The organism is Stenotrophomonas sp. ATs4, from assembly GCF_051861585.1.
GTDB classification, from domain to species: Bacteria; Pseudomonadota; Gammaproteobacteria; order Xanthomonadales; family Xanthomonadaceae; genus Stenotrophomonas; species Stenotrophomonas maltophilia_AS.
In genome coordinates this window covers 61786-87098 of record NZ_JBLYPK010000010.1, presented here as the reverse complement: position 1 = coordinate 87098, position 25313 = coordinate 61786, and the positions used below count along the sequence as shown (strand labels likewise).

The window sequence follows — 25313 nt, the reverse complement described above, 5'->3', positions numbered from 1 at the left end:
CCAGCTGGATGCGACGAAACCCCGGGCTTGCCCGGGGTTTTTCGTTGTTTACAGTAGATCCACGCCCTGTGTGGATGGCCCCATCAGCGCCTCCAGATCCACCGCCTCGGCCATGGCCCGGTTACCCGCATCCCCCGGGTGCAGATGATCGCCCGAGTCGTAGGCAGCGGCCATCCGCGATGGAACGGCCGGGTCACGCAGCGCCGCGTCCAGGTCGATCACCGCGTCGAACGGGCTGTCCGAGCGCAGCCAGGCATTGAGCTGCTGGCGCAGGGCGTCCTTGTCCGCAGCGTAGTAGTCATCCAGCGGCGTGCCGGGCAGGGCGCCGGCGAACGGCGTCAAGGTGGCGCCCAGGATGCGGAGCCCGCGGGCATGGGCGCGTTCGACCAGGGCGCGATAGCCGGCCTGCAGCTGGGCCAGCGTCGGTCTGTCCTCGTTGCGGGTAAAGGCGGTGCCGGGCCAGCTGATGTCGTTGATGCCGATCAGGACGATCACGCTGGCCACCCCGGGCTGGTCAAAAACGTCACGCTGCATGCGGGCCAGGGCGGCGTGCCCCATGCCATCGCGCAGCAGGCGGCCGCCGGAGATGCCGGCGTTGACCACCGCCACGCCATGCGGGGCCAAGCGCCCGGCCAAGTGATCGGTCCAGCGCTGGTCCTGGTCGAGGCTGGCAGTGGCGCCGTCGGTGATCGAATCACCCATGACCACCACGCTGCGTGCGCTGGCCGGCGCTTCCACGTCGATACCGGTCAGGATCAGGCGCGCGGTGGTGGGTTCGGCGGCGCGCAGGGCCGGGGCCCTGCTCTGGTCGCCGGGCGCGATCCAACTGGTCTGGCGGCCTTCCCAATGGAATGTCTGCACAGGCATCGGTCCCGGCACAAAAATGCTGACCTGCAGTGCCTGGTGGTCATCCGTGGCCAGCGCCAGCGGATCACTCAGCCGCGCTTGTCCGGGTCCGATCGATACGCCGGGCTGGCCGTCGAAGCTGAGCCGCTGCGGTGTGGCGCCCGCCCGTGCGGCCACGCTCGCCGCGCCGATCCGCAGTGGCTGCGTGCCATACGCATTGCTCAGCCGAACCCGTAGGCGCGGCCCGCCCAGGCTGATGCGCGCCGTCTGGCGGAAGGTCTGGTCTTGCAGCTGCGCTGGCACCAGGGTCGGGAACAGAAAGTCAGGACCCCACACCGGTTGCGGGCTGGCCTGCCAGCTGGCGACCCAGTGGCTGGGGCTGGCAGGTTCAGCGTTGGCGGCGCCGGACAGGGCGATCAGGGCGGTGGCGGCAAGATGGCGGAAGCGGTTCATCGGGCGATCCCGGCAGGAGGGAACGCCATGGTGATTCCGCGCTCATCTGTGAACTAGACTGCACATGGACATTCATCTGTGAACTGGATTCATCGCCATGGCGCGACCCGACATCAACCGATCCGGCGAACTGGAAGTGTTCGTGCGTGTGATCGAGACCGGCGGTTTTTCCGCTGCGGCCCGCACCCTGGACATGACCCCATCGGCGGTGAGCAAGCTGGTGGCCCGCCTGGAGCAGCGGCTGGGTACGCGCCTGCTGCAGCGTTCCACCCGCCAGCTGCAGCTGACCCCGGAGGGCTGCGCGTTCTACGAGCGTGGCCTGCGCGTGCTGGCCGACCTGGAGGAGGCCGAGCGCTGCGCCAGCGCTCATGCCGAGCCGCGCGGGCGGCTGCGGGTCAATTCCAACGTACCGTTCGGCCAGCATTTCCTGTTGCCGTTGCTGCCGGCGTTCCTCGAGCGCAACCCGCAGGTGGGTGTGGATCTGACCCTCAACGACGAGGTGATCGATCTGCTTGAGCAGCGCACCGATGTGGCGGTGCGGGCCGGGCCGCTGAAGAGTTCCAGCCTGGTGGCGCGGCGGCTGGGCGCGACGCGCATGATGATCGTGGTTGCGCCGGCCTATGCGCAGCGCCATGGGCTGCCGCGCACCGCCGAGGAACTGCAGTCGCACAATCGGCTGGACATCGGCCATGCGCGCGCCATGCAGGGCTGGCCGCTGCTGCAGGACGGCCGCGAGCGGATGCTGCTGCCCAGCGGCAATGCCCGTGCCAGCAACGGCAACGCGCTACGGCAGCTGGTACTGGGCGGGCTGGGCATGGCGCGGTTGGCGACCTACCAGGTGCAGGAGGACATCGCCGCCGGGCGCCTGCTGCCGGTGCTGGAAGAGGCCAACCCCGGTGACCTGGAAGAGGTGCACGCGGTGTTCCTGGGGCAGGGCGGTTACCTGCCGTTGCGGGTGCGAGCGTTCCTGGATTTCCTGGTGGAAAAGGTGGATCTGGCACGGCCCCTGGGGTAAAGCGGGTAGTGCCGGCCGCTGGCCGGCAACCTCACGATCTTCGCCCACCCGCATCGGGGTGCCGGCCAGCGGCCGGCACTACCGCGCGCGTTGTAGATCCACGCCATGCGTGGATAACCGCGAACAGGCGTTACACCTGCAGCAGCTTGCGTGCGGCGGCGCGCGCTTCCTTGCTCACTTCCACGCCGCCCAGCATGCGCGCCAGTTCTTCTTCGCGCGCCTTGCTGTCCAGCTTTTCCACGGCGCTCTGGGTCATGCCTTCCACCGGGGCCTTGCTGACCCGGTAGTGGGCGTGGCCCTTGGAGGCGACCTGCGGCAGGTGGGTCACGCACAGCACCTGGCGCTTCTCGCCCAGGGCGCGCAGCTTCTGGCCGACGATATCGGCCACCGCGCCACCGATGCCGGAGTCGACTTCGTCGAACACCATGGTCGGCACCGCATCCAGGTCCAGCGCGGCCACTTCGATGGCCAGCGAGATGCGCGACAGTTCACCGCCCGAGGCGACCTTGCGCAGTGCGCGCGGCGGCTGGCCAGCGTTGGCCGCCACCAGGAATTCCACGCGTTCGGCGCCCTGTGGATCGGGCTTGCCGGCGTCCTGCGGCTCCAGCTCGATCAGGAACTGACCACCGCCCATGCCCAGCTCGGCGATGATGCTGGTGGTGGTGGCCGAGAGTTCGGCGGCGGCGCTGCGGCGGCTGGCGGTCAGCACTTCGGCCTGTGCGCGCCAGGCGGCGGCGGCCTTCTCGATCTCACCGGCCAGGCGCTGCAGGCGCTCGTCGGCACCGCGCAGCTGTTCCACTTCGGCATGCATGCGCTCGCGCTGCGCACCCAGCTCGTCCATCGGCACGCGGTGCTTGCGGGCCAGGTCGTGCAGGCGGCCCAGGCGGCGCTCGTTCTCCTCGAACTGTTCCGGGTCGGCATCCAGATCGTCGTGCACGCGGTCCAGCAGCGACAGGGCTTCGTGCAACTGGATCGAGGCGTTCTCGATCAGGTTGTCGACGTCGCCCAGGCGCGGGTCGTGCTCGATCAGGCGCGACAGCTCGTGGCGGACCTGCTGCAGAAGGTCCAGCGCCGAATTGCCGTCGTCACCGTTGAGCTGGTTGCTGGCGGCCTGGCAGGCGCTCAGCAGGGCGCTGGCATGGGCCTGACGGCGGTGGCTGGCACCGAGTGCGACGATCGACTCCGGCTCCAGGTCCTCGCGGTCCAGCTCGCGCAGCTGGTGTTCCAGGAAGCCGATCCGGTCAGTCACGTCGCCCTGTTGCGACAGCGCCAGCGACTCATCGACCAGTGCCTGCCAAGCGGCGGCAGCGCGGCGCACCTGACGGCGCTCGTCCTCGTTGCCGGCATAGGCATCCAGCAGGGCGAGCTGCGACGGGCGCGTCAGCAGGGCCTGTTGTTCATGCTGGCCATGGATTTCGACCAGCAATCCGGCCAGATCGGCCAGCTGGGCCAGCGTCACCGGGCGGCCGTTGATCCACGAGCGCGAACCGCCGTCGGCGCGGATTACCCGGCGCAGCTGGCACTGTTCCTCATCGTCCAGCTCGTTGTCGGCCAGCCACTGGCGCGCGGCCTGCAGCTGGTCCAGCGCGAATTCGGCCGACAGCTCGGCACGGGCGGCGCCGTGGCGGACCACGCCGCTGTCGGCGCGCAGGCCGGACAGGAAGCCCAGCGCGTCGACCATCAGCGACTTGCCGGCGCCGGTCTCGCCTGAAACAACGGTCATGCCGGGCCCGAACTCCAGTTCGGTGGCACGGACGACGGCAAAATCCTTGATCGAAAGATGTCTGAGCATGGGTACAGGGGTGTCTGAGCCGCGCAACGCTAGCACGCGCGGCGGGGAGGTCCAATGACTTGCCAAGGTGACGCGCCGCCATTATCTAGTGTCCGTGTCTCACAGGTTGATTCCATGCACGGTTCCCCCGACCAGCTTGCCCCGCGTGCGCGCCATCTGCTGCGCACGCTGATCGCACGTTACATCCAGGACGGCGAGCCGGTTGGCTCGCAGACACTGGCGCGCGTGGCCGGCCTGGAGGTCAGCCCGGCCACGATCCGCAACATCCTTGGCGACCTCGAAGATCTGGGGCTGCTGGCCTCGCCGCATACCTCGGCAGGGCGCGTCCCGACCGCGCATGGCTACCGGGTATTCGTCGACAGCCTGCTGCAGATGCAGCCGCCGGGCGAGGGCGAACTGGCCCGCCTGCGACAGGAGTTGGCCGGAGGCGGCAGCACCCAGGCCCTGCTGGGCAGCGCGTCGGAGCTGCTGTCGGCGATGAGCCACTTCGTCGGCGTGGTCAGCGCGCCGCGGCGCGAGCAGTTCGCCTTCCGCCAGATCGATTTCGTGGCGCTGGACGGGCGCCGGGTGCTGGCGATCCTGGTGTTTGCCGACAACGAGGTGCAGAACCGGGTCATCGAAACCCGACAGGACTTTGCCCCGGGCGAGCTGGAGCAGGTCGCCAACTACCTCAATGCCCATTTCGCGGGCCTGCCGATGGCCGAGATCCGCACCCGCCTGTTGCTGGAGCTGCGTGATGCCCGTTCCGAGCTGGAGCAGCTGTTGGCGCACAGCATCGAGTTGGCCGAGCAGGCCCTGCAGCCGCCGGCCGACGACATGCTGGTGGCTGGCCAGACCCGCTTGATGGGGGTTCAGGACCTGTCCGACCTGGAGCGCCTGCGCGAGCTGTTCGAGTTGTTCTCCAGCAAGCGCGAGATCCTGCAGCTGCTGGAGCGCACCATCCAGGCCCCGGGCGTGCGCATCTTCATCGGCGAGGAGACCGGGATGATGCCGCTGCAGGGCGTCTCGCTGGTCACTGCTCCTTACACGGCCAATGGTCAGGTGCTGGGCGTGCTGGGGGTGATTGGACCGAAGCGGATGGCCTACGACCGCATGATCCCGCTGGTCCAGGCCACCGCGGATGTGCTCGGTGCGGCCTTTTCACCGGCCGGGCGCGCTCCCGGAACATCCGACGCTTGAAACGCAGCATCCCGCCCACACTAGGGTGGGTGGAGGCGGAGATTGACCGCCAGGGACCCAGACATGAACCACGAACATCCAGATATCGAATCCCAGCAGAGTGCCGCCGATGCGGCCGCCGCCGCAGGCGTGAACGACGAAGTGGAGCGCCTGCGCGCCGAGCTTGATCAGGTCAAGGCCGACGTACTGCGCGAACGCGCCGACCTCGAGAACCAGCGCAAGCGCGTCGCGCGCGACATCGATCAGGCCCGCAAGTTCGCCAACGAGAAGCTGCTGGGCGAGCTGCTGCCGGTGTTTGACAGCCTGGATGCCGGCCTGAAGGCCGCAGGTGACGATGCCCATCCGCTGCGTGAGGGCCTGGAGCTGACCTACAAGCAGCTGTTGAAGGTTGCCGGTGACAACGGCCTGGTCCTGTTGGATCCGACCGGTCAGGCGTTCAATCCGGAGCATCACCAGGCCATCAGCCAGGTACCGGCCCCGGGCGCGGCCCCGGGCAGCGTGGTCACCGTGTTCCAGAAGGGCTACCTGCTCAACGAGCGCCTGCTGCGGCCGGCGCTGGTGGTGGTGGCCGCCGATTGATTGCCACGTCGGGTGAGGCCGTCGGGCATGGCCCGGCGCTACCTGACCCCGATCGGTATCGTCGGGCCCGCCCGGTTCGGTAGCGCCGGGCCATGCCTGGCGAAGGTTTTCCAGGCGCTGAACACAGCGTTCGGGGGATGGCTTGAATGTTCCACGGGCATCCCCCACTTCGTATTCATCCACCGGCCGAGCGGCCGGACTGACCCCAACTAGCAATCTTCAGGAGTCTCCCCCATGGGCAAGATCATTGGTATTGACCTCGGCACCACCAACTCGTGCGTGGCGATCATGGACGGCGGCAAGGCCCGCGTCATCGAAAACTCGGAAGGCGATCGCACCACCCCGTCGATCGTCGCCTACACCAAGGACGGCGAAGTCCTGGTCGGCGCCTCGGCCAAGCGCCAGGCCGTCACCAACCCCAAGAACACCTTCTACGCGGTGAAGCGCCTGATCGGCCGCAAGTTCACCGACGCTGAAGTGCAGAAGGACATCGCCCACGTTCCGTACGGCATCCTGGCCCATGACAATGGCGACGCCTGGGTGTCCACCAGCGATGCCAAGAAGATGGCGCCGCAGGAAATTTCGGCCAAGGTGCTGGAAAAGATGAAGAAGACCGCCGAGGACTTCCTCGGTGAGAAGGTCACCGAAGCGGTCATCACCGTGCCGGCCTACTTCAACGACAGCCAGCGCCAGGCGACCAAGGACGCCGGCCGCATCGCCGGTCTGGACGTCAAGCGCATCATCAACGAGCCGACCGCGGCCGCGCTGGCCTATGGCCTGGACAAGGGTGACAACAAGGATCGCAAGATCGTGGTGTACGACCTGGGCGGCGGCACCTTCGACGTCTCGGTGATCGAGATCGCCAACGTCGATGGTGAAAAGCAGTTCGAAGTGCTGGCCACCAACGGCGACACCTTCCTGGGCGGCGAAGATTTCGACAACCGCGTCATCGAGTACCTGGTTGAAGAGTTCAACAAGGACCAGGGCATCGACCTGCGCAAGGATCCGCTGGCCCTGCAGCGCCTGAAGGATGCTGCCGAGCGCGCCAAGATCGAGCTCTCCAGCGCCCAGCAGACCGAAGTGAACCTGCCGTATGTCACCGCTGACGCCTCGGGTCCGAAGCACCTGAACATCAAGCTGACCCGCGCCAAGCTGGAGTCGCTGGTGGAAGAGCTGATCAAGAAGTCGATCGAGCCGTGCCGCGTTGCGTTGAATGACGCCGGCCTGCGTTCGAGCGACATCAGCGAAGTGATCCTGGTCGGTGGCCAGACCCGCATGCCGAAGGTGCAGCAGGCGGTGACCGAGTTCTTCGGCAAGGAACCGCGCAAGGACGTCAACCCGGACGAAGCCGTGGCACTGGGTGCGGCGATCCAGGGCGGCGTGCTGGGCGGCGACGTCAAGGACGTGCTGCTGCTGGACGTGACCCCGCTGTCGCTGGGTATCGAAACCATGGGCGGCGTGTTCACCAAGATCATCGAAAAGAACACCACCATCCCGACCAAGGCCTCGCAGGTGTTCTCCACTGCCGAGGACAATCAGTCGGCGGTGACCGTGCACGTGCTGCAGGGTGAGCGCGAACAGGCCCGCTTCAACAAGTCGCTGGCCAAGTTCGACCTGTCCGGCATCGAGCCGGCGCCGCGCGGCCTGCCGCAGGTGGAGGTGTCCTTCGACATCGACGCCAACGGCATCCTGCACGTGTCGGCCAAGGACAAGAAGACCAACAAGGAACAGAAGGTCGAGATCAAGGCCGGTTCGGGTCTGTCCGAGGAAGAGATCGCACGCATGGTTGCCGACGCGGAAGCCAACCGCGAAGAAGACAAGAAGTTCCAGGAGCTGGTGCAGGCCCGCAACCAGGCCGACGCCTTGATCCACGGCACCCGCAGCGCGATCACCGAGCACGGCAGCAAGGTCGGCGGCGAAGTGATCGGCAAGGTTGAGGCGGCACTGGCCGATCTGGAGACCGCGATGAAGGGTGACGACAAGGCACAGATCGAAGCCAAGTCGAAGGCACTGGAAGAAGCCGGCCAGGCACTGTTCGCCGCTGCTTCGGCCGACCAGGGCGGTGCAGCCCCGGGTGCCGATGCCGGTAACGCGGGCAAGGCCCAGGATGACGTGGTGGACGCTGAGTTCACCGAAGTCAAGGACGACAAGAAGTCCTGATCCGGACCGACGCGGGACGCTGCTTGCCAGCGTCCCGTTGTCGTATCAGGGTCCTGACCGCCTTCTGGCGTGTCGGGGCGCCCGACGCAAGAGCGGACCTGGTTCCGCTCTTCCGCTTTGACGAATCCCGACTTTCCGGAATGCGATCCACGATATGAGCAAGCGCGATTACTACGAAGTGCTGGGCGTTGCCCGCACCGCCACCGACGAAGAGCTGAAGAAGGCTTACCGCCGTTGCGCGATGAAGTTCCACCCGGACCGCAACCCGGGTGATGCGGCGGCCGAAGCCTCCTTCAAGGAGTGCAAGGAAGCCTACGAAACGCTGTCCGACGGCAACAAGCGCCGCATGTACGATGCCCACGGCCACGCCGCGTTCGAGCACGGCATGGGCGGTGGCGGCGGTGGTCCGGGTGGCCCGGACATGAACGATATCTTTGGCGATATCTTCGGCAACATCTTCGGTGGTGCCGGCGGCGGTGGCCCGCGCCAGGCCCGCCGTGGTGCCGACATCGGTTACGTGATGGAGCTGGATCTGGAAGAAGCGGTGCGTGGCGTTGAACGCCGCATCGAGATTCCGACTCTGGCCGAATGTGGCGACTGTGATGGCAGCGGCTCGGAAGACGGCAAGGTGGAAACCTGCAACGTCTGCCACGGGCGTGGCCAGGTGCGCATCCAGCGCGGCATCTTCGCCATGCAGCAGGCCTGCCACAACTGCGGCGGCCGTGGCCAGATCATCGCCAAGCCCTGCAAGACCTGCCACGGCAACGGCCGTGTGGAGGAAGACAAGGTGCTGTCGGTGAAGGTGCCGGCGGGCGTGGACACCGGCGACCGCATCCGCCTGTCCGGCGAAGGCGAGGCCGGTCCGGCCGGTACGCCGCCGGGCGATCTGTACGTGGAAGTGCGCGTGCGTGAGCACGACATCTTCCAGCGCGATGGCGACGACCTGCACTGCGAAGTGCCGATTCGCATCTCGCAGGCCGCACTGGGCGACACCGTCCGCGTGGCTACCCTCGGCGGTGAAGCGGAAATCCGCATCCCGGCCGAAACCCAGACCGGCAAGCTGTTCCGCCTGCGTGGCAAGGGTGTGCGTTCGGTGCGCAGCCGCAGCGAAGGCGACCTGTACTGCCGCGTGGTGGTGGAGACCCCGGTCAACCTCACCAGCGACCAGCGCAAGCTGCTGGAGCAGTTCGAGGCCACGTTCAACGGTGAGGATGCGCGCAAGCACTCGCCGAAGTCGGCCACCTTCATCGATGGCGTGAAGGGCTTCTGGGATCGGATGACATCCTGAGTTCTTCAGCAGTAACGTACAACGGTAGCGCCGGGCCATGCCCGGCGTTTTCGTTTGCGGCCATTCAATCAATTCCGCAAAGCGCCGGTGGATCCCGCCATGCGTGGATACGCGGTGCCTGGCATCAACGGAAAAATGCCGCCGGTGTCTGCCCCAGCTGCCGCTTGAACATGCTGGTGAACGCACTCGGGCTGTCGTAGCCCGTCGCCAGCGCGACATCGATGACCTTGTCGCCAAGCGCGAGTTGCTCCATCGCTGCCAGCAGTCGTGCCTGCTGCCGCCACTGCCCGAAGGTCATGCCCAGTTCGCTGGCGAAATGGCGCTGGATGGTTTTCACATCCACCTGCAGTGCCTGCGCCCAGTCCTGCAGCGTGGCGTCATCGGCAGGATGCTTCTGGATGTGCAGGCAGATCTTCCGCAGGCGGGGATCGGAGGGTTCCGGCAGATGCAGCGGCAGCGCGTCCATCCGGTGCAGTTCGTCCAGCAGCAGGCGCACCACGCGGCCATCGCGGCTGTCTTCGACGTGCTCACCCTTGATCAGCGTGGCCGCCTGCAGCAGTTCCCGCAGCAGCGGTGCCACCAGCACCGCGAACGGTTCGGCCGGCAATTGCGGGGCGAACGATGGCTCTATGTAGAGGCTGCGCATGTGCACGGCGGCGATGCAGTCCACCGCGTGCACCATGCCCGCCGGCATCCAGATCGCGCGGGTCGAGGGCACCACCCAGCGACCCACCTCCGAGCGCACCACCATCAATCCCGACATGGCATAGACCAGCTGGTGGCGCTGATGCTTGTGCCCCGCGATGTGGGTACCGGCCGGGTACTGGGTGACCCGATAGGTGACCGGGCGGTGCTGCGGCACGTCCCGCCACGGCGCGGCCGGATCGACATCGCTGGCAATGTCCTTTTTGCGATAGGCCATGACCCGAACGCGGCAGAAGGGAGGAGGGGGGCAACCGTAGCATGCGTGGCTCGCCCCCAACCTGACTGCGTCCATGTCGACCCTGGCTTCCCCCGCAACGACCTCACGCCCGGTGGCTCCCGGCGTGCTGGCCGCCATCTCCACCTCGCATGTCGTCAACGACATGATGCAGTCGCTGATCCTGGCCATCTATCCGGTGATCAAGGGCGGCTTCAACCTCAGCTTCACCCAGATCGGCCTCATCACGCTGACCTACCAGCTCACCGCTTCGATCTTCCAGCCGCTGATCGGTATTGCAACCGACCGCCGTCCTGCGCCGTACTCGCTGCCGATCGGCATGGCCTCGACCCTGTGCGGCATGCTGCTGCTCGGCTTCGCGCCGAACTACACGATGGTGCTGCTGGCCGCGGCGATGGTCGGCATCGGTTCGGCCATCTTCCACCCCGAGGCCTCGCGCATTGCACGGCTGGCCTCGGGTGGCCGTCATGGTTTCGCGCAGTCGGTGTTCCAGGTCGGCGGCAACTTCGGCACTGCGTTGGGCCCGCTGATCGCAGCGGCAGTGATCGTGCCGTATGGCCAGCGCGCGGCCTCGTGGTTTGCCGGCGCCGCCCTGATCGGCATCGGCCTGTTGACCTATGTCGGCCGCTGGTACGCACTGCACCTCGGCACACCACGCCCGGCCAGCACTGCAACGATGGCACCTCGGCACCCGTCGCGCACCGTCGCCAAGGTGCTGGCGATCCTGCTGGTGCTGATCTTCAGCAAGTACTTCTACATGGCCAGCATCGGCAGCTACTTCACCTTCTACCTGATCCACCATTTCGGCATTCCGGTGGCACAGGCACAGCTGCACCTGTTCGCGTTCCTCGTGGCGTCGGCCGCAGGTGGCTTCCTCGGCGGCCCGCTGGGTGACCGCATTGGCCGGAAGCCGATCATCTGGACCTCCATCCTGGGTGTTGCACCGTTCGCGTTGATGCTGCCGCATGCCGATCTGTTCTGGACCACGGTGCTTGCAGTGTTGATCGGCTTCGTCCTGTCCTCGGCGTTCTCGGCGATCGTGGTCTACGCGCAGGAAATGATGCCGCACCGCATCGGCATGGTGTCGGGGCTGTTCTTCGGGTTTGCGTTCGGCATGGGCGGACTGGGTGCCGCTGTGCTCGGCCTGCTGGCGGACAAGACCAGCATCGAGTACGTCTACCAGCTGACCGCGTTCCTGCCGCTGTTGGGCATCGTGGCAGCGTGGTTGCCGCCGTCGCGACCTGCTGCTCACTGAGGGGGGGCTTTTGCAGGGCTTGCAGCCCTGCACCTGCCGAAGCAATGTCAACGTCAACAGCAGAAGCTGGCTATCCGTGGGTTGGCGGGGTGGGTCCGGTTGAGGGGGACGCTGCAAGTACGTCCATGTAAGCTCGGTCGCCGCATCCATGCGGCTCACGCCCCCTCAACCGGACCCACCCCGCCTTCGACAGTTGGCCGCGATCTGTTGGAGCAGCACTCTGCTCTGGTGGGTGTCGACCTTGGTCGACACGGTAGATCCACGCCATGCGTGGATGAATTCATTCGATATCTGACAGATGTGTCGACCAAGGTCGGCACCTACCAACAGCCGCGCGGAACGACAGCCGCAGTTACCAACAGCCGCGTGAACCTGTCGAAGGTGGGGCGGTGTCGGATTGCGGGGTGTCAGCCGCATGGATGCGGCTGCCAAGCCTACAAGGACGTACTTGCGGCGTCCCCGCAATCCGACACCGCCCCACCACCCCACGGAATGCCGCTTTGGCTTTGGCTTTGGCCGTTGCCGTTGCCGTTGCATTGAGCAGGTGCAGGGCGCAGCCCTGCCGAACCCTCCACCGGGCGTAGAATGCGGGCATGAGCGAATCCCTTGACAACCACCTGGTCCACGGCCGCCGCCAGCGGCCGGACGGGCCCTCGCCGATCGATGTCATCTCGGTCCAATCGCAACTGGTCTACGGCCACGCAGGCAACAGCGCCGCCGTCCCGCCGATGCGCGCACTCGGAGTGCGCGTAGCGGAAATCCCGACCGTGCTGCTCAGCAATGCGCCGTTCTACGACACCACGCGTGGCCGGGTGCTGCCTGCCGACTGGTTCGCCGACCTGCTGCTGGGTACCCGCGAGCGTGGCCTGCCGCAGCGGGCGAAGATGCTGGTGTCCGGCTACTTCGGCAGCACCGCCAACGGTGCCGCGTTCGCCGACTGGCTGGATGAAATCCTGCCGGCCTGCCCGCAACTGCGTTACTGCCTGGACCCGGTGATCGGCGATACCCATACCGGGCCCTACGTGGAACCCGGCCTGGAGGCGATCTTCGCCGAGCGCCTGTTGCCGCATGCCTGGCTGGTGACCCCGAACGCCTTCGAATTGAACCGCCTGACCGGCATGCCGGCGCTGGCCGAAGCCGATGCCATCGCTGCCGCACGCACGCTGCTGGGCCGCGGTCCGCACTGGGTGATCGCGCACAGCGTGGGCGGCAACCCGGGTGAGCTGGTGACCCTGGCGGTCGGTCGCGAGGAAACCTGGCGCTGGACCTCGCCGCTGCTGCCGGTGGATGTGGCCGGCACCGGCGACGTGCTGATGTCATTGGTGGTGTCGTTCCTGCTGCGCGGTGAGTCGATGCAGCAGGCGATCTCGCGCGCTATCGCCGGTACCCATGCGGCGCTGGAAGCGACCCTGGACAACGGCTTCGAGGAATTCGACGTTATCGCCGCAGCGCCCGCCGCGCTGGCCGAGGGGACGCGCTTCCGCGCCGAACGCGTGGCATGAGCGGCCTGCTCGAACGCACGCCGCGCACGGTCGGCATCGTCGGCAGCGCCGGCGCCTACGGGCGCTGGCTGACCCGCTTCTTCCAGCAGCACATGCAGCTGCAGGTAATCGGTCACGACCCGGCCGATCCGGACTCGCATACGCCGGAACAGCTGCTGGCACAGGCCGATGTGCTGGTGTTCTCGGCACCGATCCGGCATACGCCGGCGCTGATCGCCGAGTACGTGCGGCAATCGGCCGGCCGCGAGCAGGGCCGGCTGTGGCTGGATGTGACCTCGGTGAAGGATGCACCTGTGCAGGCGATGCTGGCCTCGCAGGCCGAAGTGGTCGGGTTGCACCCGATGACCGCACCGCCGAAGGCGCCGACCCTGAAGGGCCGGGTGATGGTGGTCTGCGAGGCGCGGCTGCAGCACTGGCAGCCGTGGGTTGAAGCACTGTGCGCCGCGCTGCAGGCCGAGTGCGTGCGCGCCACGCCACAGCATCACGATCAGATGATGGCGCTGGTGCAGGCGATGGTGCATGCCACCCACCTGGCCCAGGCCGGCGTACTGCGCCAGTATCAGCCGCAGCTGGGCGATCTGGCCGCGATGATGCCGTACCGTTCGGCGTCGTTCGAGCTGGATACCGCGATCATTTCGCGCATCCTGTCGCTGAACCCCGCGATCTACGAAGACATCCAGTTCGGCAACCCGTACGTGGCGCCGATGCTGGAGCGACTGGTCGGTCAACTGCAGGCCTTGCAGGCGCAGGTGGGGCAGGGCGACGACAGCGCACGCCATGCATTCCGTGAGCAGCTGTTGTCGGCCAATCGCAGCGCGTTCGGCGAGCAGGCCGTGGCCGACGGCAACTACACCTTCGAACGCGTGGGTTACCTGTTGGCCGACCTGACCGAACGCAACGCGTTGTCGGTGCACCTGCCGGAAGATCGACCCGGTTCGTTGCGAGAGTTGCTGAACGTGTTCGAGCAGCACCGCATCAGCCTGGCTTCGATCCATTCGTCGCGCACACCGGGCGGCGAAGTGCATTTCCGTATCGGGTTCGTGGAGGGCAGCGACCCGGCGGCAATGGCGCGCGCGGCAGCAGAAGTGGACGCCAGTGGCATCGGGCGGGTGCTGGGCTGATCGCATTCATCCACAGGCGGTGTGGATGGTTTCTGAGCAAACGTGTGGATAACCGCGTGCAGCCCTTGGCAGGCAAGGCTGTCAAGATGGTTGATCAAAAATTGGTCACGCTCTTTGTAGAGTCGAGCCATGCTCGACTGCCGTTGGCAAAAAGCGTGTCGACCAAGGTCGACGCCTACCAGAGCGGGGCGATGCGGAATCCGGTAGCGCCGGGCCGTGCCCGGCGAACCTCAGATCATCAGCCGCAGCTCACCGCCACTGGTGGTGAACTCGCGACCATCGCGCACCAGCGGCCGTCCATCATCCAGTTCATAGCGTGGCGTGGTTTCGGAACTGTGCCCGCTGCCATTCGCCTCGGGCTTGAACTCGATGATGATGTGGCTGTCGCCATTGCTGTCGACTGCAGGAAACTGTCGGAACGACATCGTCTACCTCCTTCAGCGGATGCTGCTGATGCGAGGCCAGCTTGGTCCGGCCGATGTTAGCGGGCCGTCATCAATCGATGAACTGCAGCCTTGCCAGTTCAGCGTACAGACCGCCTTCGGCCAGCAGCTGCGCGTGCGTTCCCTCGGCCACGATGCGGCCCTGGTCCATCACCACGATGCGGTCGGCCTTGAGCACGGTGGCCAGGCGGTGCGCGATGACCAGCGTGGTCCGGCCTGCCATCAAGCGCTCCAGCGCCTGCTGCACACCATGCTCGCTCTGCGCGTCCAGCGCGCTGGTGGCTTCGTCCAGCAGCAGGATCGGCGCGTCCTTCAGCAGCGCACGGGCGATCGCCACACGCTGCTGCTGGCCGCCGGACAGGCGGGCACCGCGTTCGCCCAGTTCGCTGTCATAGCCCTGCGGCAACGCACGCAGGAAGCCGTCAGCCTCGGCGGCGCGTGCGGCGTCCTCGACCTCGGCGTCGCTGGCCTGCAGGCGGCCATAGCGGATGTTGTCGCGCGCGCTCGCCGCGAACAGGGTGGGCTGCTGCGGCACCAGCGCCAGCTGGTCGCGCAGCTCGGCCGGATCGACCTCGCGGACATCGATACCGTCAACGCAGATGCGTCCAGCGGCCGGATCGTGGAAACGCAGCAGCATCGACAGCACCGTACTCTTGCCGGCACCTGAGGGGCCGACAAGGGCCACGGTCTCGCCCGGGCGCACATGCAGATTGAAGTGGTCCAGCGCTGCCTGGTCCGGCCGCTGCGGGTAGTGGAACACCACGTCGTCGAACTGGATCTCGCCGCGCAATGGCCGCGGCAACGCGTGTGGCTGTGCCGGTGCGCGGATCTCGATGTCTTCCTGCAGCAGCTCGCCGATGCGGCCCATGCCGCCAGCCGCGCGCTGCAGCTCGTTCCACACTTCGGCCAGCGCGCCGACTGAACCACCGCCGATCAGTGCATACAGCACGAACTGGCCCAGCGTGCCGGCGCTGAGGCGACCGTCGATGACGTCGTGCGCACCCAGCCACAACACGCCAACGATGGCACCAAACACCAGCAGGATGGCGCTGGCAGTCACCAGCGACTGTGCACCGATGCGACGGCGCGCGGCAGCGATGGCATCGCCCAGGGCCGTGTCGAAGCGACCACGCTCGTACGGCTCGCGCGCGTGCGCCTGCACCGTGCGCACCGCGCCCAGGGTTTCGCTGGCCAGGCTGTTGGCGTCGGCGATGCGGTCCTGGCTGTTGCGTGCCACCGTGCGCAGCTTGCGCGCGCCGATGATGATCGGCAGCACCGCCAACGGGATGCCCAGCAGCGACCACGCCGCCAGCCGCGGGCTGGTGACGAACAGCATCGCCAGGCTGCCGATCACGGTGACCGTGCTGCGCAGGGCCACCGACATGGTCGAGCCGACCACGCTGCGCAGCAGTTCGGTGTCTGCGGTCAGGCGCGAAACCAGTTCACCACTACGGCTGCGGTCGTGGAAGCCAGCGCCCAGGTGGATGAGGTGGGCGTACAGCTGGCTGCGCAGGTCGGCCACCACTTTTTCGCCCAGCAGCGAAACGAAGTAGAAGCGCGCCGCCGTGCCCAGTGCCATGACCACCGCCACCAGCATCAGCAGGGCGAACGCGCGGTTGATCTGGCCGCCACTGGTGAAGCCGTGGTCGATCATCTGCTTCACTGCCGGTGGCAGGCTCAGTGTTGCCGCCGAAGACACGGCCAGGGCCAGCAGCCACGCCGTGAACAGGCCGCTGTGGCGGCGCACGAACGGCCATAGCGTACGCAGGCTGCCGAGGCGGCGCAGCGGCGGGGTCGAAGCGGGGGCGTCGTCCTTGTCAGTCATCCTGGTCGTCATCTTGTATGCGGATACGGTCACGGGTGGCGTCGCGCAGGCGGATTTTCAATGCGTCGACCTGATCGGCAGGCAATTCGACCCGCAGGCACACACCGTCGGCATCGAACTGTTCATCGCGCTTTTCCGCGGCGAAGGCGGGCAGGCTGGCGTGCAGGGTACCCAGATCCTCGAACCCGGCCAGCAGCCGCAACCGGGCCATCGCCACCAGCGGCAGCCGCGGCGCAGTACGCAGGCATTCGGCCGCCGCACCACCGTAGGCGCGCACCAGGCCGCCCGCACCGAGCTTGATGCCGCCGAACCAGCGCGTCACTACCACCATCACCCGGTCGAAGCCCTGGCCGTCGATGGCGGCCAGGATGGGGCGCCCCGCGGTGCCTGCGGGCTCGCCGTCATCGCTGGAGCGGTAATCCTGTCCGTGCCGGTAGGCCCAGCAGTTGTGGGTGGCATCGGCCACCGCAACCTGCTGCAGGAATGCCATCGCTGCCGCGCCGTCATCGATCGGTGCGGCAAGGGCGATGAAGCGGCTGTGCTTGACTTCCAGCGTGTGGCTGACCGGTTGGACGAGGGTATCGGGCATCCCCACCATTCTACGGGGTTGCTGCGTGCCCCGGTCCGGCTCAGTCGTCCAGCAGCGGGCGCAGGTCACGTGGCAGGCGCGATTCCGGGTACTGCTGGATGTAGCGCTCCAGGCTGGCCCGGGCGAGGTCGCGCTGGCCTTCGTCGCGGCGTTCGCGGATCTTCTGCAGCCACTGCCGCCGTGGCAGCCGGGCGTCGGCAGCCACCTCGGCCTGCACCGTGTCCGCACTCAAACCAGCATCGCTGCCGCGGCGCATGACGCCCGGTGCCGAGCGGCTGGCAGCCTCGCGCTTCATCGAGGTGATCTCTACCCGATCCAGCGCCTGCGCCCGCTCGATCTCGGCGGCATTGGCTGCCGGTGCCGCAGCCGTGCGTGCTTTCAGTGCCCCGGACGCTGTCGGCGCGAATGCCGGTGCGGGTGCCGAGTAGGCGGCGGGTGCAGGTGGCGCAGGCGGTGCTGCTGCCGGCGCTGCGGCCGGAGCGGGCGGGAGGGCCGCAAAGGAGGTATCGGCGGCCGCATCCGCAGCCATCGAACGTGCAGCCTGGGTCGGCGCTTCAGCGGTCTCGGCCGGCGCAGGCATGGGCGCGCGTGCGATGGCCGGTGCCGGCGCAGCGGCAACAGGGGCTGCCTCGGGTGCTGCGGGCGCAGCGGCCGGTTCTGCAGCCGCCACAGCGCTGTCAGCTGCACTGCTCTCAGCGGACTGGTCGGCAGCCACGACGTCTTCTGCCGCAGCCGGTGCCGCAGCAACAGCGGCCTCACCCGCTGGAACCGGCGGCGGTTCCGGGCGCAGCTGCCAGGCGATGCCGATCGCGAACACCATCGATGCGGCGATACCGAACACCGCCGGCCAGCGCGGACGCACGCGGCGCGCGCGGGGGGCGTCAGGCGAGGCAACGGCATCGGTGGCCGGCGCATCCACGGCGGCACGTGCCGCGGCCAGGATGGTGGCATCCAGTGCGGCCGGCGGCGCCTGCTCGGCGCGACGGCCGAGCAGCTGGGCCAGCTCGCGTTCTTCTGGCGTCAGGGGTTCGTCTCGGTTCATGCGTTCAATCCCGCACGCAGCTTGTCCATCGCATAGCGCAGCCGCGATTTCACGGTTTCCCGGCCTACGCCGGTGATCTGGCCGATCTCCTCAAGGCTCAGTTCCTGATCCAGCCGCAGTTGCAGCACTTCGCGCTGCTCGGGCGGCAGTTGTTCCATCGCCAGTTGGATGCGGCGACGCTGTTCGAATTCGGAAAGCTCGGCTTCCGGGGTCTGCCCATCCTCGATCGCCGCCAGGCGCAGGTCGGCATCAGCCGGTGCGGCGGGGCGATGGCGGGCGGCGCGCCAATGGTCGTTCAAGCGGTTGTGGGCGATGCGGAACAGCCACGTGCTGAATGCCGCCTCGGGCTGCCAGCCGGCGCGGGCGCTGATCACCCGTTGCCACACATCCTGGAAGATCTCCTCGGCCAGCGCGGTGTCGCGCAGTTGCCGCAGCAGGAAGCCGAACAGGCGCTTGCGATGGCGCGCATACAGGCTTTCGAACGCACGCAGGTCGCCACCGGCCCAGGCCAGCATCAAGGCTTCATCGGTTGGCAGTGCGCTGGCTTCCACGGCGTACAGGGTAAGGCCTGCGGGCGATGGCGCATAGCCGGTGGGGAGGGCGTGCAGGGCGAGGTTCATGGCTCGGAAGGGGCTACGGTCAGCAGGAAAAACGTACGGGCGCACGATTCGGGGTTTACGGGCTTCCATTGCCCCCCGGGTGGCGCGCTATGCTCGGCGGCTCAGGGGAGGCGACGCACAGACGGCGCCAAGAGATTGTCATTTGTCCACGCATGCTGAACCGGCGGAAGAGCCATCACACGAGGTCGTGCTGAGCACGGCGCTGGTGCGCGCGTTGCATGCGCTTTTGCCTGAAACCGCCGTGGTCCGGGTTGGCTGGGACGACCCGCAGCTGGGCCATGGCCAGGGCGGCTGGCCAACACCTGTCGCCGCCGGGCACCGGCTGTCGGCGGTGGGTGCCGGCGATGGCCAGCATGGTTGGGAATATGACGGCGCGCGCCTGCTGCTGTCGGTGGAAGGCGCGATACCGTCGCCGGCCTGGTGGGGGCTGGCGCGGCAGGCGATGGAGCTGGCCCTGCAGCGCGGCCGCCAGGCCGGGCAGATCAAGGCACTGGAAGAAGCCGAGCGGCTGCAGCAGGCGCTGTTCCAGATCGCCGATCTGGCCGGTGCCGACCTGGAAATGGGCGAGATGCTGCGCCACGTGCATGGTGTGCTGGGCACGCTGATGTATGCGGAGAACTGCTACATCGTCGAGTACGACGACGTGCACGACCAGATCCGTTTCCTGTACTTCGCCGATCAGGTCGACGATTTTGTTGCCGACCCTTCGCAGAGCCATGCCGCCAGCGAGATGCCGCGCAGCCTGACCGTGGCGCTGCTGCGCCATGGCCGGCCGCTGAGTGGCCCCTCGCGGGAGCTGCTGGCGCGGGTGGTCGAACAGGAGCACGATCCGCAACGTGGCCCGGAAAGCCGCGACTGGCTGGGCGTGCCGATGCTGCGCGATGGCCGCGTGTGTGGCGCCATCGTGGTGCAGAGCTATGTGCAGGCCGACCGCTATGGCGAGGCCGAACGCGCCCTGCTGGGTTTCGTGGCACAGCACGTGCAGACCGCGATGGACCGGCGTCAGGCGCAGGTGCGGCTGGAACAGCAGGTGGAGCGCCGTACCCAGCAACTGCAGCGTGCCAACCACAACCTGCAGGACGAAGTGGCCGAGCGCCGCCGGGCCGAACAGCTGCAGACCGCGTTGTACAACATTGCCGAGATGGCGATGTCGGCCGACAGCCTGGCCCAGTTCTACGGGCAGGTGCATGGGGTGGTCGGGCGCCTGCTCGATGCACGGAATTTCTATATCGCGCTGGTCAACCCGGCCGGCAATGGCCTGGATTTCGTCTATTCGGTGGACGAGCACAATGCCAGCCGCGCGCCACGGCCGTTCAGCCGTGGCCTGACCGAATACGTGGTCCGCAACCGGCGACCGCTGTTGGCGTCACGCGCGCAGATCGATGCGCTGCTGGCCAATGGCGAGGTACGCGAATCCGGTGCGCGTTCGCATTGCTGGCTGGGCGTGCCGCTGTTGCGCGATGACGAAGTGGTCGGCGCCATCGTGGTGCAGAGCTACAGCGAGAACATCACCTTCAGCGTGCATGACCAGCGCCTGCTGACCTTCGTCGCGCAGAACATCGGCACCGGGCTGGCCCGCCAGCGCGACCAGCAACGCCTGCGTTCGGCGCATGCCGAGCTGGAAAAGCGCGTGGAAGAGCGCACCCGCGAGCTGGCCGAGGTCAACGAGAAACTGCTCGGCCAGATCGGCGAGCGCCTGCGTGCCGAGCAGCGCCTGACCCATCAGGCCATGCACGATGCCCTGACCGGCCTGCCCAACCGCCTGCATCTGCTGGACCGCTTGCAGGATGCGCTGGCGCTGGCCCGGCGCGAGGGCGGACCGGTGTTCGCCGTGCTGTTCCTCGATCTGGACCGCTTCAAGCTGGTCAACGACAGCATCGGCCATGCCGCCGGCGATCGCATGCTGGTGGAAGTGGCCAAGCGCATCGTGTCGATGGCCGGCACCGAGGACGTGGTGGCCCGGCTGGGCGGTGACGAGTTTGCAGTGTTGCTGCAGTGCCCGCAGGGCCTGGCGCAGGCGTTGGACTTCGGCCAGCGCCTGCTGCTGGCGTTGCAGGAATCGATGTGGATTGCCGGACGTGAACTGTTCCCGTCCGGCAGCCTCGGCATTGCCTTGTGGAACCCGCGCTACCGGACCGGTGAGGAGCTGCTGCGCGACGCGGATGCGGCGATGTACCGGGCCAAGGCGCAGGGTCATGATCGTTGCGCGATCTTCGACGAGGACATGCGCGAGCAGGCCATGCGCAGCCTTGATCTGGAAGCCGATCTGCGCCGTGCGATCAACAACCACGACTTCGTGCCGTTCTATCAACCGATCGTGCGCCTGTCCGATGGCGAGGTGGTCGGCCACGAGGCACTGCTGCGCTGGCAGCACGAACGCCGTGGCCTGTTGCTGCCAGGCGCTTTCCTTGAGTTGGGCGAGGAGAGCGGATTGATCGAACAGGTCGACTGGCTGATCTACGAACAGGTCATCGCCGGCCTGGCCGAACGCGGGCACAGCTATGTGTCGGTGAACGTGTCACCGCGTCATTTCCGCTCTGCGGAGTTCAGCGGCCGCCTGTTCGGCCTGCTGGATGCATACGGTGCCGATCCGCAGCGGCTGCGGCTGGAGATCACCGAGGTCGCGCTGCTGGATGACGGCCCGCATACGCTGCGTATCCTGCAGGGGCTGCGCGAGCGCGGCATCCAGGTGCAGCTGGACGATTTCGGTACCGGCTTCTCCGCGCTGTCCTACCTGCACCGTTTCCCGATCAGTACGCTGAAGATCGACCAGAGCTTCATTGCGGGGCTGCACGGACCGGAAGTGCAGAGCACGCGCGCACTGGTCGAGGGCGTGCTGTCACTGGCGCGCACGCTGGGCATCGAGACCATCGGCGAAGGTATCGAAACCGAGGCGCAGCAGCAGACCTTGCGCGAACTCGGCTGCGATTACGGCCAGGGCTATCTGCTGGGGCGGCCCGCCCCGTGGTCGCACGCGGCGGCCTGAGCCACCGCGTGCATGCGCTCATCGCAGGGCGGCGCGGCGCTTCTCGTCAATCCATTTCGAGGCCTGGGCCGGCTGGTAGTTCTTCATCCACGCCAGCATTTCTTCGATGTCCGAGCCGTACCACAGGTCCTGGCGCTGGTCCGGGTGCAGGAAGCGCTCTTCCACCATGCGATCGATCATGCCGATCAGCGGTGCGTAGAAGCCTTCCACGTCGAGGAACGCGCACGGCTTGTTGCCGATGCCCAGCTGGCGCCAGGTCAGCATCTCGAAGATCTCTTCCATGGTGCCGAAGCCACCGGGCAGGGTGACGAAGCCATCGGCCAGATCGAACATGCGCGACTTTCGCTCATGCATCGAACCGACGATCTCTAGTTCGGTCAGGCCGCGGTGCGCCACTTCCCAGTCGGCCAGCTGGCGCGGGATCACACCGGTCACTTCGCCGCCGGCAGCGAGCACGGCATTGGCCACGGTTCCCATCAGGCCGACGTTGCCGCCGCCGTACACAAGGCGCATCCCATCGCGGGCAATACGGTCACCCAGGGCAAGGGCGCGCTCGGTATAGGCCGGCTTGCTGCCAGCGTTGGAACCACAGTACACACAGATCGACTTCATGGATCTTCCTGTCTCTTGGCCGGAAACGAAAACGCCCCGTCGCCGACCGCAGAGCGGTCAGTGGACGGGGTGTCCTTGGATTATGGGCCCTTCCGTAGAGCCGAGCCATGCTCGGCTGCTCTTCGTTCAGATCGCGGCAAAGGCTGAGTCGAGCAAGCTCGACTCTACAAACACCGAGCCAGGCTTACGCGGCAGCGGCCTGTTCGCGGCGTGGGCCTTCACGCAGGGCGCGGCCGACCATCCCCACCAGCAGCTCCAGCTCCTCGCTGTCCATGCCGAAGTGCGGGGTGAAGCGCAGCGAGTTCTCGCCGCCGTGGATCACGTTGATGCCGTGCTGGCGCAGCCATTCTTCGGTGGAATTGGTGCCGTAGCACTTGAACTGCGGGGCCAGCTCGCAGGAGAACAGCAGGCCGGTGCCCTGTACCTTGGTGATCAGGCCGCCCAGTTCACCCTTGAGCTGCTCCAGCTTGCGCACCGCCTCGGCACCGCGCTCGGCGATATTGGCACGCACCTGCGGGGTCAGCTGGGCCAGGGTGGCGCAGGCCACGTCCAGCGCACGCGGGTTGCTGGTCATGGTGTTGCCGTAGATGCCCTTGCGGTACAGCTGCGCGGCATGCTCGGTCACCGCCAGCACCGACAGCGGGTACTGCGCGGCGTTGAGGGCCTTGGAGTAGGTCTCCATGTCCGGCGGGTCCAGGCCTTCGAAGCCCGGGTAATCGACCACCGAGAGCACGCCATGCGCACGCAGCCCGGCCTGGATCGAGTCGAGCAGCAGCAGGCTGCCATGCGCACGGGTCAGTTCGCGGGCCACGGCATAGAACGCCGGCGGCACCGAACGGCCCGGATCGCCTTCGCCCATCACCGGCTCCAGGAACACCGCCTCGATGAACCACTGGTTGCGTGCGGCGTCCTCGAACACCTTGCGCAGGCCGGCCTCATCGTAGGGTGCCACGGTGATCACCGAGTCCTCGCCACGGTAGCTGGCCAGGTGCTGCATGTAGCTCTTGCGGCTGGAATCCGAATACAGGGCGGGGCGGTCGGTACGGCCATGGAAACTGCCCTTGATCACCACGCGCTTGATCGCAGCGCCGGCGTGGCGGGCACCTGCGTCGGTCTGCAGCTTGGCATTGACGTCGGCGATGCGCGCGGCCAGGCCGACCGCCTCGGAACCTGAATTCAGGCACATGAAACGGGTGAACGGGCAGCCGCCGCGACGGTGGCCGATCTCGGCGCGCAAGGCGGTGATGAAGCGCTGCTGCGACAGGCTGGGGGTCATGATGTTGGCCATCACCTGCGGGCGGGCCATTGCCTCCAGCACAGCATCCGGGGTGTGCCCGAAGCCGAGCATGCCGTAGCCGCCGGCGTCGTACAGCACGGCGCCCTTCAGGGTGACCACCCACGGGCCGCGCGCGGCCAGCGCCACATATGGGGTCACCGCATCATCGGCGTAGAAATTGACGAAACCGTCCTGCATCGCGTCGATCTGCGCCTGTTCGTCCTGTGCCAGCAGCGGCCCCAGGTCGGCCTGCACGCGCGCGAATTCCTCGGCGGCGGCATCCACCGCGGCAATCAGCTGCGGGTGGCTGGCGGACAGGGCAGCCAGGGAGGCATCGTCCAGGCCGGTGGTGAGGCGGGTGCCGGGCTGGTTGCGCAGGGGGGCGAGGCGTTCGATGAAGCTCATTGCAGATCTCCTGAAACAATGGGTCGCACGGGTCTTCAAAAGCAAAACGCGCGTCATCACGCGCGCTTGGGGCAGGCTCGTGCAGCGGACTTCCAACTCGATGCTAGCACTTGTTTTTTTGCGCGATAACCCCGCAGAAACCTGCTGCATAGCAGCATTTTGCGCGACGTTCGCCGCGAAGCACGCGGGGTCGCAGACGCTGGACGTACAATGCGCGCCATTGTCGACCTGTTGCCGCCCACTGCCTTGAAGAAGTCCGATTTCCACTACGACCTGCCGGCTGAACTGATCGCGCAGGCGCCCCTGGCTGAACGCTCCGCAAGCCGCCTGCTGCTGGTGCCGCCGGCGCCGGATGCCTTCACCGACCTGCAGGTGCGCGACCTGCCGTCACTGCTGCAGCCGGGCGACCTGCTGGTGTTCAACGACACCCGGGTGATCCCAGCGCGCCTGTTCGGGCAGAAGGCCAGTGGTGGCCGCGTCGAGATCCTGATCGAGCGCCTGCTCGGTGGCCAGCAGGCCCGTGCCCAGGTGGGCGCGAGCAAGTCGCCGAAGGCCGGCAGCCGCATCGCGCTGGATGCCGGTGGCGAAGCCGAGGTGCTGGGCCGCGATGGCGAGTTCTACGTACTGCAGTTCCATGTACCTGAATCGCTGGAGCAATGGCTGCTGCACGCCGGTCGCCTGCCGCTGCCGCCGTATATCCAGCGCGAGCCGGGCATGGACGACCGTGAGCGCTATCAGACCGTGTTCGCACGCGAAGTGGGCGCGGTGGCAGCACCGACCGCAGGACTGCATTTCGACGAACCGCTGCTGGCTGCGCTGAAAGACAAGGGCGTGGACTTCGGCCACGTCACCCTGCATGTGGGTGCGGGCACCTTCCAGCCGGTGCGTGCCAATGACCTGAAGGACCACGTGATGCACCGCGAGTGGCTGAACGTCGGCGCCGAGCTGGTGCAGCAGGTGCGGCGCACGCGCGCCGGCGGCGGCCGCGTGATCGGCGTCGGCACCACCGTGGTGCGCGCGCTGGAAAGCGCGATGCGCGATGGCGAACTGCTGCCGTTCGCCGGTGAAACGCAGATCTTCATCACCCCGGGCTACCGCATCCGCAGCGTCGACGCGATGGTGACCAACTTCCATCTGCCGGAAAGCACGCTGCTGATGATGATCTCTGCGTTCGCCGGCAAGGAGCGCGTGTTCGAGGCCTACCAGCACGCGATCGAGCAGCGCTACCGCTTCTTCAGCTACGGTGACGCGATGCTGCTGTTCCCGCAGGCGGGGTAGGGTCGCAGCCTCCGCTTGTGGTGGGTGCGCACCGTTGGTGCGCACTTGCCGATACCTGGATGGGCGGAAAGCCACGCATGGCGTGGCTCTACTGCCGCTGGAATCAG

20 protein-coding genes are annotated in these 25313 nt (G+C 67.2%); 10 read left to right on the top strand and 10 right to left on the bottom strand.

The annotated features are described in order from the left end of the window. Positions 1 to 48 precede the first annotated feature (48 nt). On the bottom strand, positions 49 to 1299 hold the full coding sequence (locus ABR323_RS17505; protein WP_439450210.1) for an SGNH/GDSL hydrolase family protein: 1251 nt from the start codon (positions 1297 to 1299) through the stop codon (positions 49 to 51). Positions 1300 to 1396: 97 nt separating this feature from the next. On the opposite strand from ABR323_RS17505, the gene ABR323_RS17500 reads away from it, so the two are divergent. Further along, positions 1397 to 2314, top strand: a complete 918-nt coding sequence (locus tag ABR323_RS17500) for a LysR family transcriptional regulator (protein ID WP_439450209.1) — start codon at positions 1397 to 1399, stop codon at positions 2312 to 2314. A 130-nt stretch (positions 2315 to 2444) separates the two neighbouring features. On the opposite strand, the gene recN is transcribed toward ABR323_RS17500, so the two are convergent. After that, complete coding sequence (gene recN / locus ABR323_RS17495; protein ID WP_439450208.1) at positions 2445 to 4106, bottom strand: DNA repair protein RecN; 1662 nt, start codon at positions 4104 to 4106, stop codon at positions 2445 to 2447. A gap of 114 nt (positions 4107 to 4220) precedes the next feature. Between recN and hrcA the strand changes: the two genes are divergently transcribed. The 4 genes from hrcA to dnaJ all read left to right on the top strand — a co-directional run bounded on the left by hrcA (position 4221) and on the right by dnaJ (position 9312). Then, positions 4221 to 5285: a heat-inducible transcriptional repressor HrcA gene (gene hrcA, locus ABR323_RS17490; protein ID WP_135273227.1), complete on the top strand. Its 1065-nt coding sequence runs from the start codon at positions 4221 to 4223 to the stop codon at positions 5283 to 5285. 63 nt (positions 5286 to 5348) lie between these two features. Next, the gene (gene grpE / locus ABR323_RS17485; protein ID WP_135273228.1) at positions 5349 to 5864 is read left to right on the top strand and encodes a nucleotide exchange factor GrpE; all 516 of its coding nucleotides are present in this window, start codon (positions 5349 to 5351) and stop codon (positions 5862 to 5864) included. Positions 5865 to 6098: 234 nt separating this feature from the next. After that, entirely contained in the window at positions 6099 to 8024 is a 1926-nt protein-coding gene (gene dnaK, locus ABR323_RS17480; RefSeq protein WP_135273229.1) for a molecular chaperone DnaK, read from the top strand. A gap of 154 nt (positions 8025 to 8178) precedes the next feature. Then, a complete protein-coding gene (gene dnaJ / locus ABR323_RS17475) occupies positions 8179 to 9312 on the top strand; it encodes a molecular chaperone DnaJ (RefSeq protein WP_439450207.1) in 1134 nt (377 codons plus the stop codon). A gap of 124 nt (positions 9313 to 9436) precedes the next feature. Here the strand turns inward: dnaJ and ABR323_RS17470 are convergent, their stop codons facing one another. Beyond that, positions 9437 to 10234 carry an AraC family transcriptional regulator gene (locus ABR323_RS17470; RefSeq protein WP_439450206.1) on the bottom strand — a complete coding sequence of 266 codons (798 nt, stop codon included), beginning with the start codon at positions 10232 to 10234 and terminating at the stop codon, positions 9437 to 9439. Between the two features lie 73 nt (positions 10235 to 10307). On the opposite strand from ABR323_RS17470, the gene ABR323_RS17465 reads away from it, so the two are divergent. The 3 genes from ABR323_RS17465 (at position 10308) to ABR323_RS17455 (ending at position 14130) form a co-directional block, all read left to right on the top strand. Then, a complete protein-coding gene (locus ABR323_RS17465; protein ID WP_439450205.1) occupies positions 10308 to 11507 on the top strand; it encodes an MFS transporter in 1200 nt (399 codons plus the stop codon). 593 nt (positions 11508 to 12100) lie between these two features. After that, positions 12101 to 13009: a pyridoxal kinase gene (pdxY, locus tag ABR323_RS17460; protein WP_439450204.1), complete on the top strand. Its 909-nt coding sequence runs from the start codon at positions 12101 to 12103 to the stop codon at positions 13007 to 13009. Continuing rightward, positions 13006 to 14130, top strand: a complete 1125-nt coding sequence (locus ABR323_RS17455) for a prephenate dehydrogenase (RefSeq protein ID WP_439450203.1) — start codon at positions 13006 to 13008, stop codon at positions 14128 to 14130. Before pdxY ends, ABR323_RS17455 begins: the two co-directional genes overlap by 4 nt. A gap of 230 nt (positions 14131 to 14360) precedes the next feature. Here the strand turns inward: ABR323_RS17455 and ABR323_RS17450 are convergent, their stop codons facing one another. From ABR323_RS17450 to ABR323_RS17430, 5 genes are all read right to left on the bottom strand, one after another. Further along, a complete protein-coding gene (locus ABR323_RS17450) occupies positions 14361 to 14555 on the bottom strand; it encodes a hypothetical protein (RefSeq protein ID WP_439450202.1) in 195 nt (64 codons plus the stop codon). A gap of 70 nt (positions 14556 to 14625) precedes the next feature. Next, on the bottom strand, positions 14626 to 16398 hold the full coding sequence (locus ABR323_RS17445; protein ID WP_135273236.1) for an ABC transporter transmembrane domain-containing protein: 1773 nt from the start codon (positions 16396 to 16398) through the stop codon (positions 14626 to 14628). Next, on the bottom strand, positions 16391 to 16987 hold the full coding sequence (locus ABR323_RS17440) for an IMPACT family protein (protein WP_439450201.1): 597 nt from the start codon (positions 16985 to 16987) through the stop codon (positions 16391 to 16393). The genes ABR323_RS17445 and ABR323_RS17440 overlap by 8 nt, the downstream gene beginning before the upstream one ends. 40 nt (positions 16988 to 17027) lie before the next feature. Then, positions 17028 to 18029, bottom strand: a complete 1002-nt coding sequence (locus tag ABR323_RS17435; protein WP_439450200.1) for a hypothetical protein — start codon at positions 18027 to 18029, stop codon at positions 17028 to 17030. Next, complete coding sequence (locus ABR323_RS17430; protein ID WP_238378638.1) at positions 18026 to 18544, bottom strand: RNA polymerase sigma factor; 519 nt, start codon at positions 18542 to 18544, stop codon at positions 18026 to 18028. Before ABR323_RS17430 ends, ABR323_RS17435 begins: the two co-directional genes overlap by 4 nt. 247 nt (positions 18545 to 18791) lie before the next feature. Between ABR323_RS17430 and ABR323_RS17425 the strand changes: the two genes are divergently transcribed. Beyond that, complete coding sequence (locus ABR323_RS17425; protein ID WP_439450199.1) at positions 18792 to 21635, top strand: bifunctional diguanylate cyclase/phosphodiesterase; 2844 nt, start codon at positions 18792 to 18794, stop codon at positions 21633 to 21635. An 18-nt stretch (positions 21636 to 21653) separates the two neighbouring features. Here the strand turns inward: ABR323_RS17425 and ABR323_RS17420 are convergent, their stop codons facing one another. Together ABR323_RS17420 and ABR323_RS17415 are read right to left on the bottom strand one after the other, a co-directional pair. Beyond that, the gene (locus ABR323_RS17420) at positions 21654 to 22247 is read right to left on the bottom strand and encodes a TIGR00730 family Rossman fold protein (RefSeq protein WP_012510766.1); all 594 of its coding nucleotides are present in this window, start codon (positions 22245 to 22247) and stop codon (positions 21654 to 21656) included. 184 nt (positions 22248 to 22431) lie between these two features. Beyond that, positions 22432 to 23928, bottom strand: coding sequence for an aminotransferase class III-fold pyridoxal phosphate-dependent enzyme (locus ABR323_RS17415; protein ID WP_439450198.1), 1497 nt, complete (start codon positions 23926 to 23928; stop codon positions 22432 to 22434). A 210-nt stretch (positions 23929 to 24138) separates the two neighbouring features. Here ABR323_RS17415 and queA point away from each other — a divergent pair, with 210 nt between their 5' ends. Then, positions 24139 to 25206: a tRNA preQ1(34) S-adenosylmethionine ribosyltransferase-isomerase QueA gene (gene queA / locus ABR323_RS17410; protein WP_439450197.1), complete on the top strand. Its 1068-nt coding sequence runs from the start codon at positions 24139 to 24141 to the stop codon at positions 25204 to 25206. Positions 25207 to 25313 lie beyond the last annotated feature (107 nt).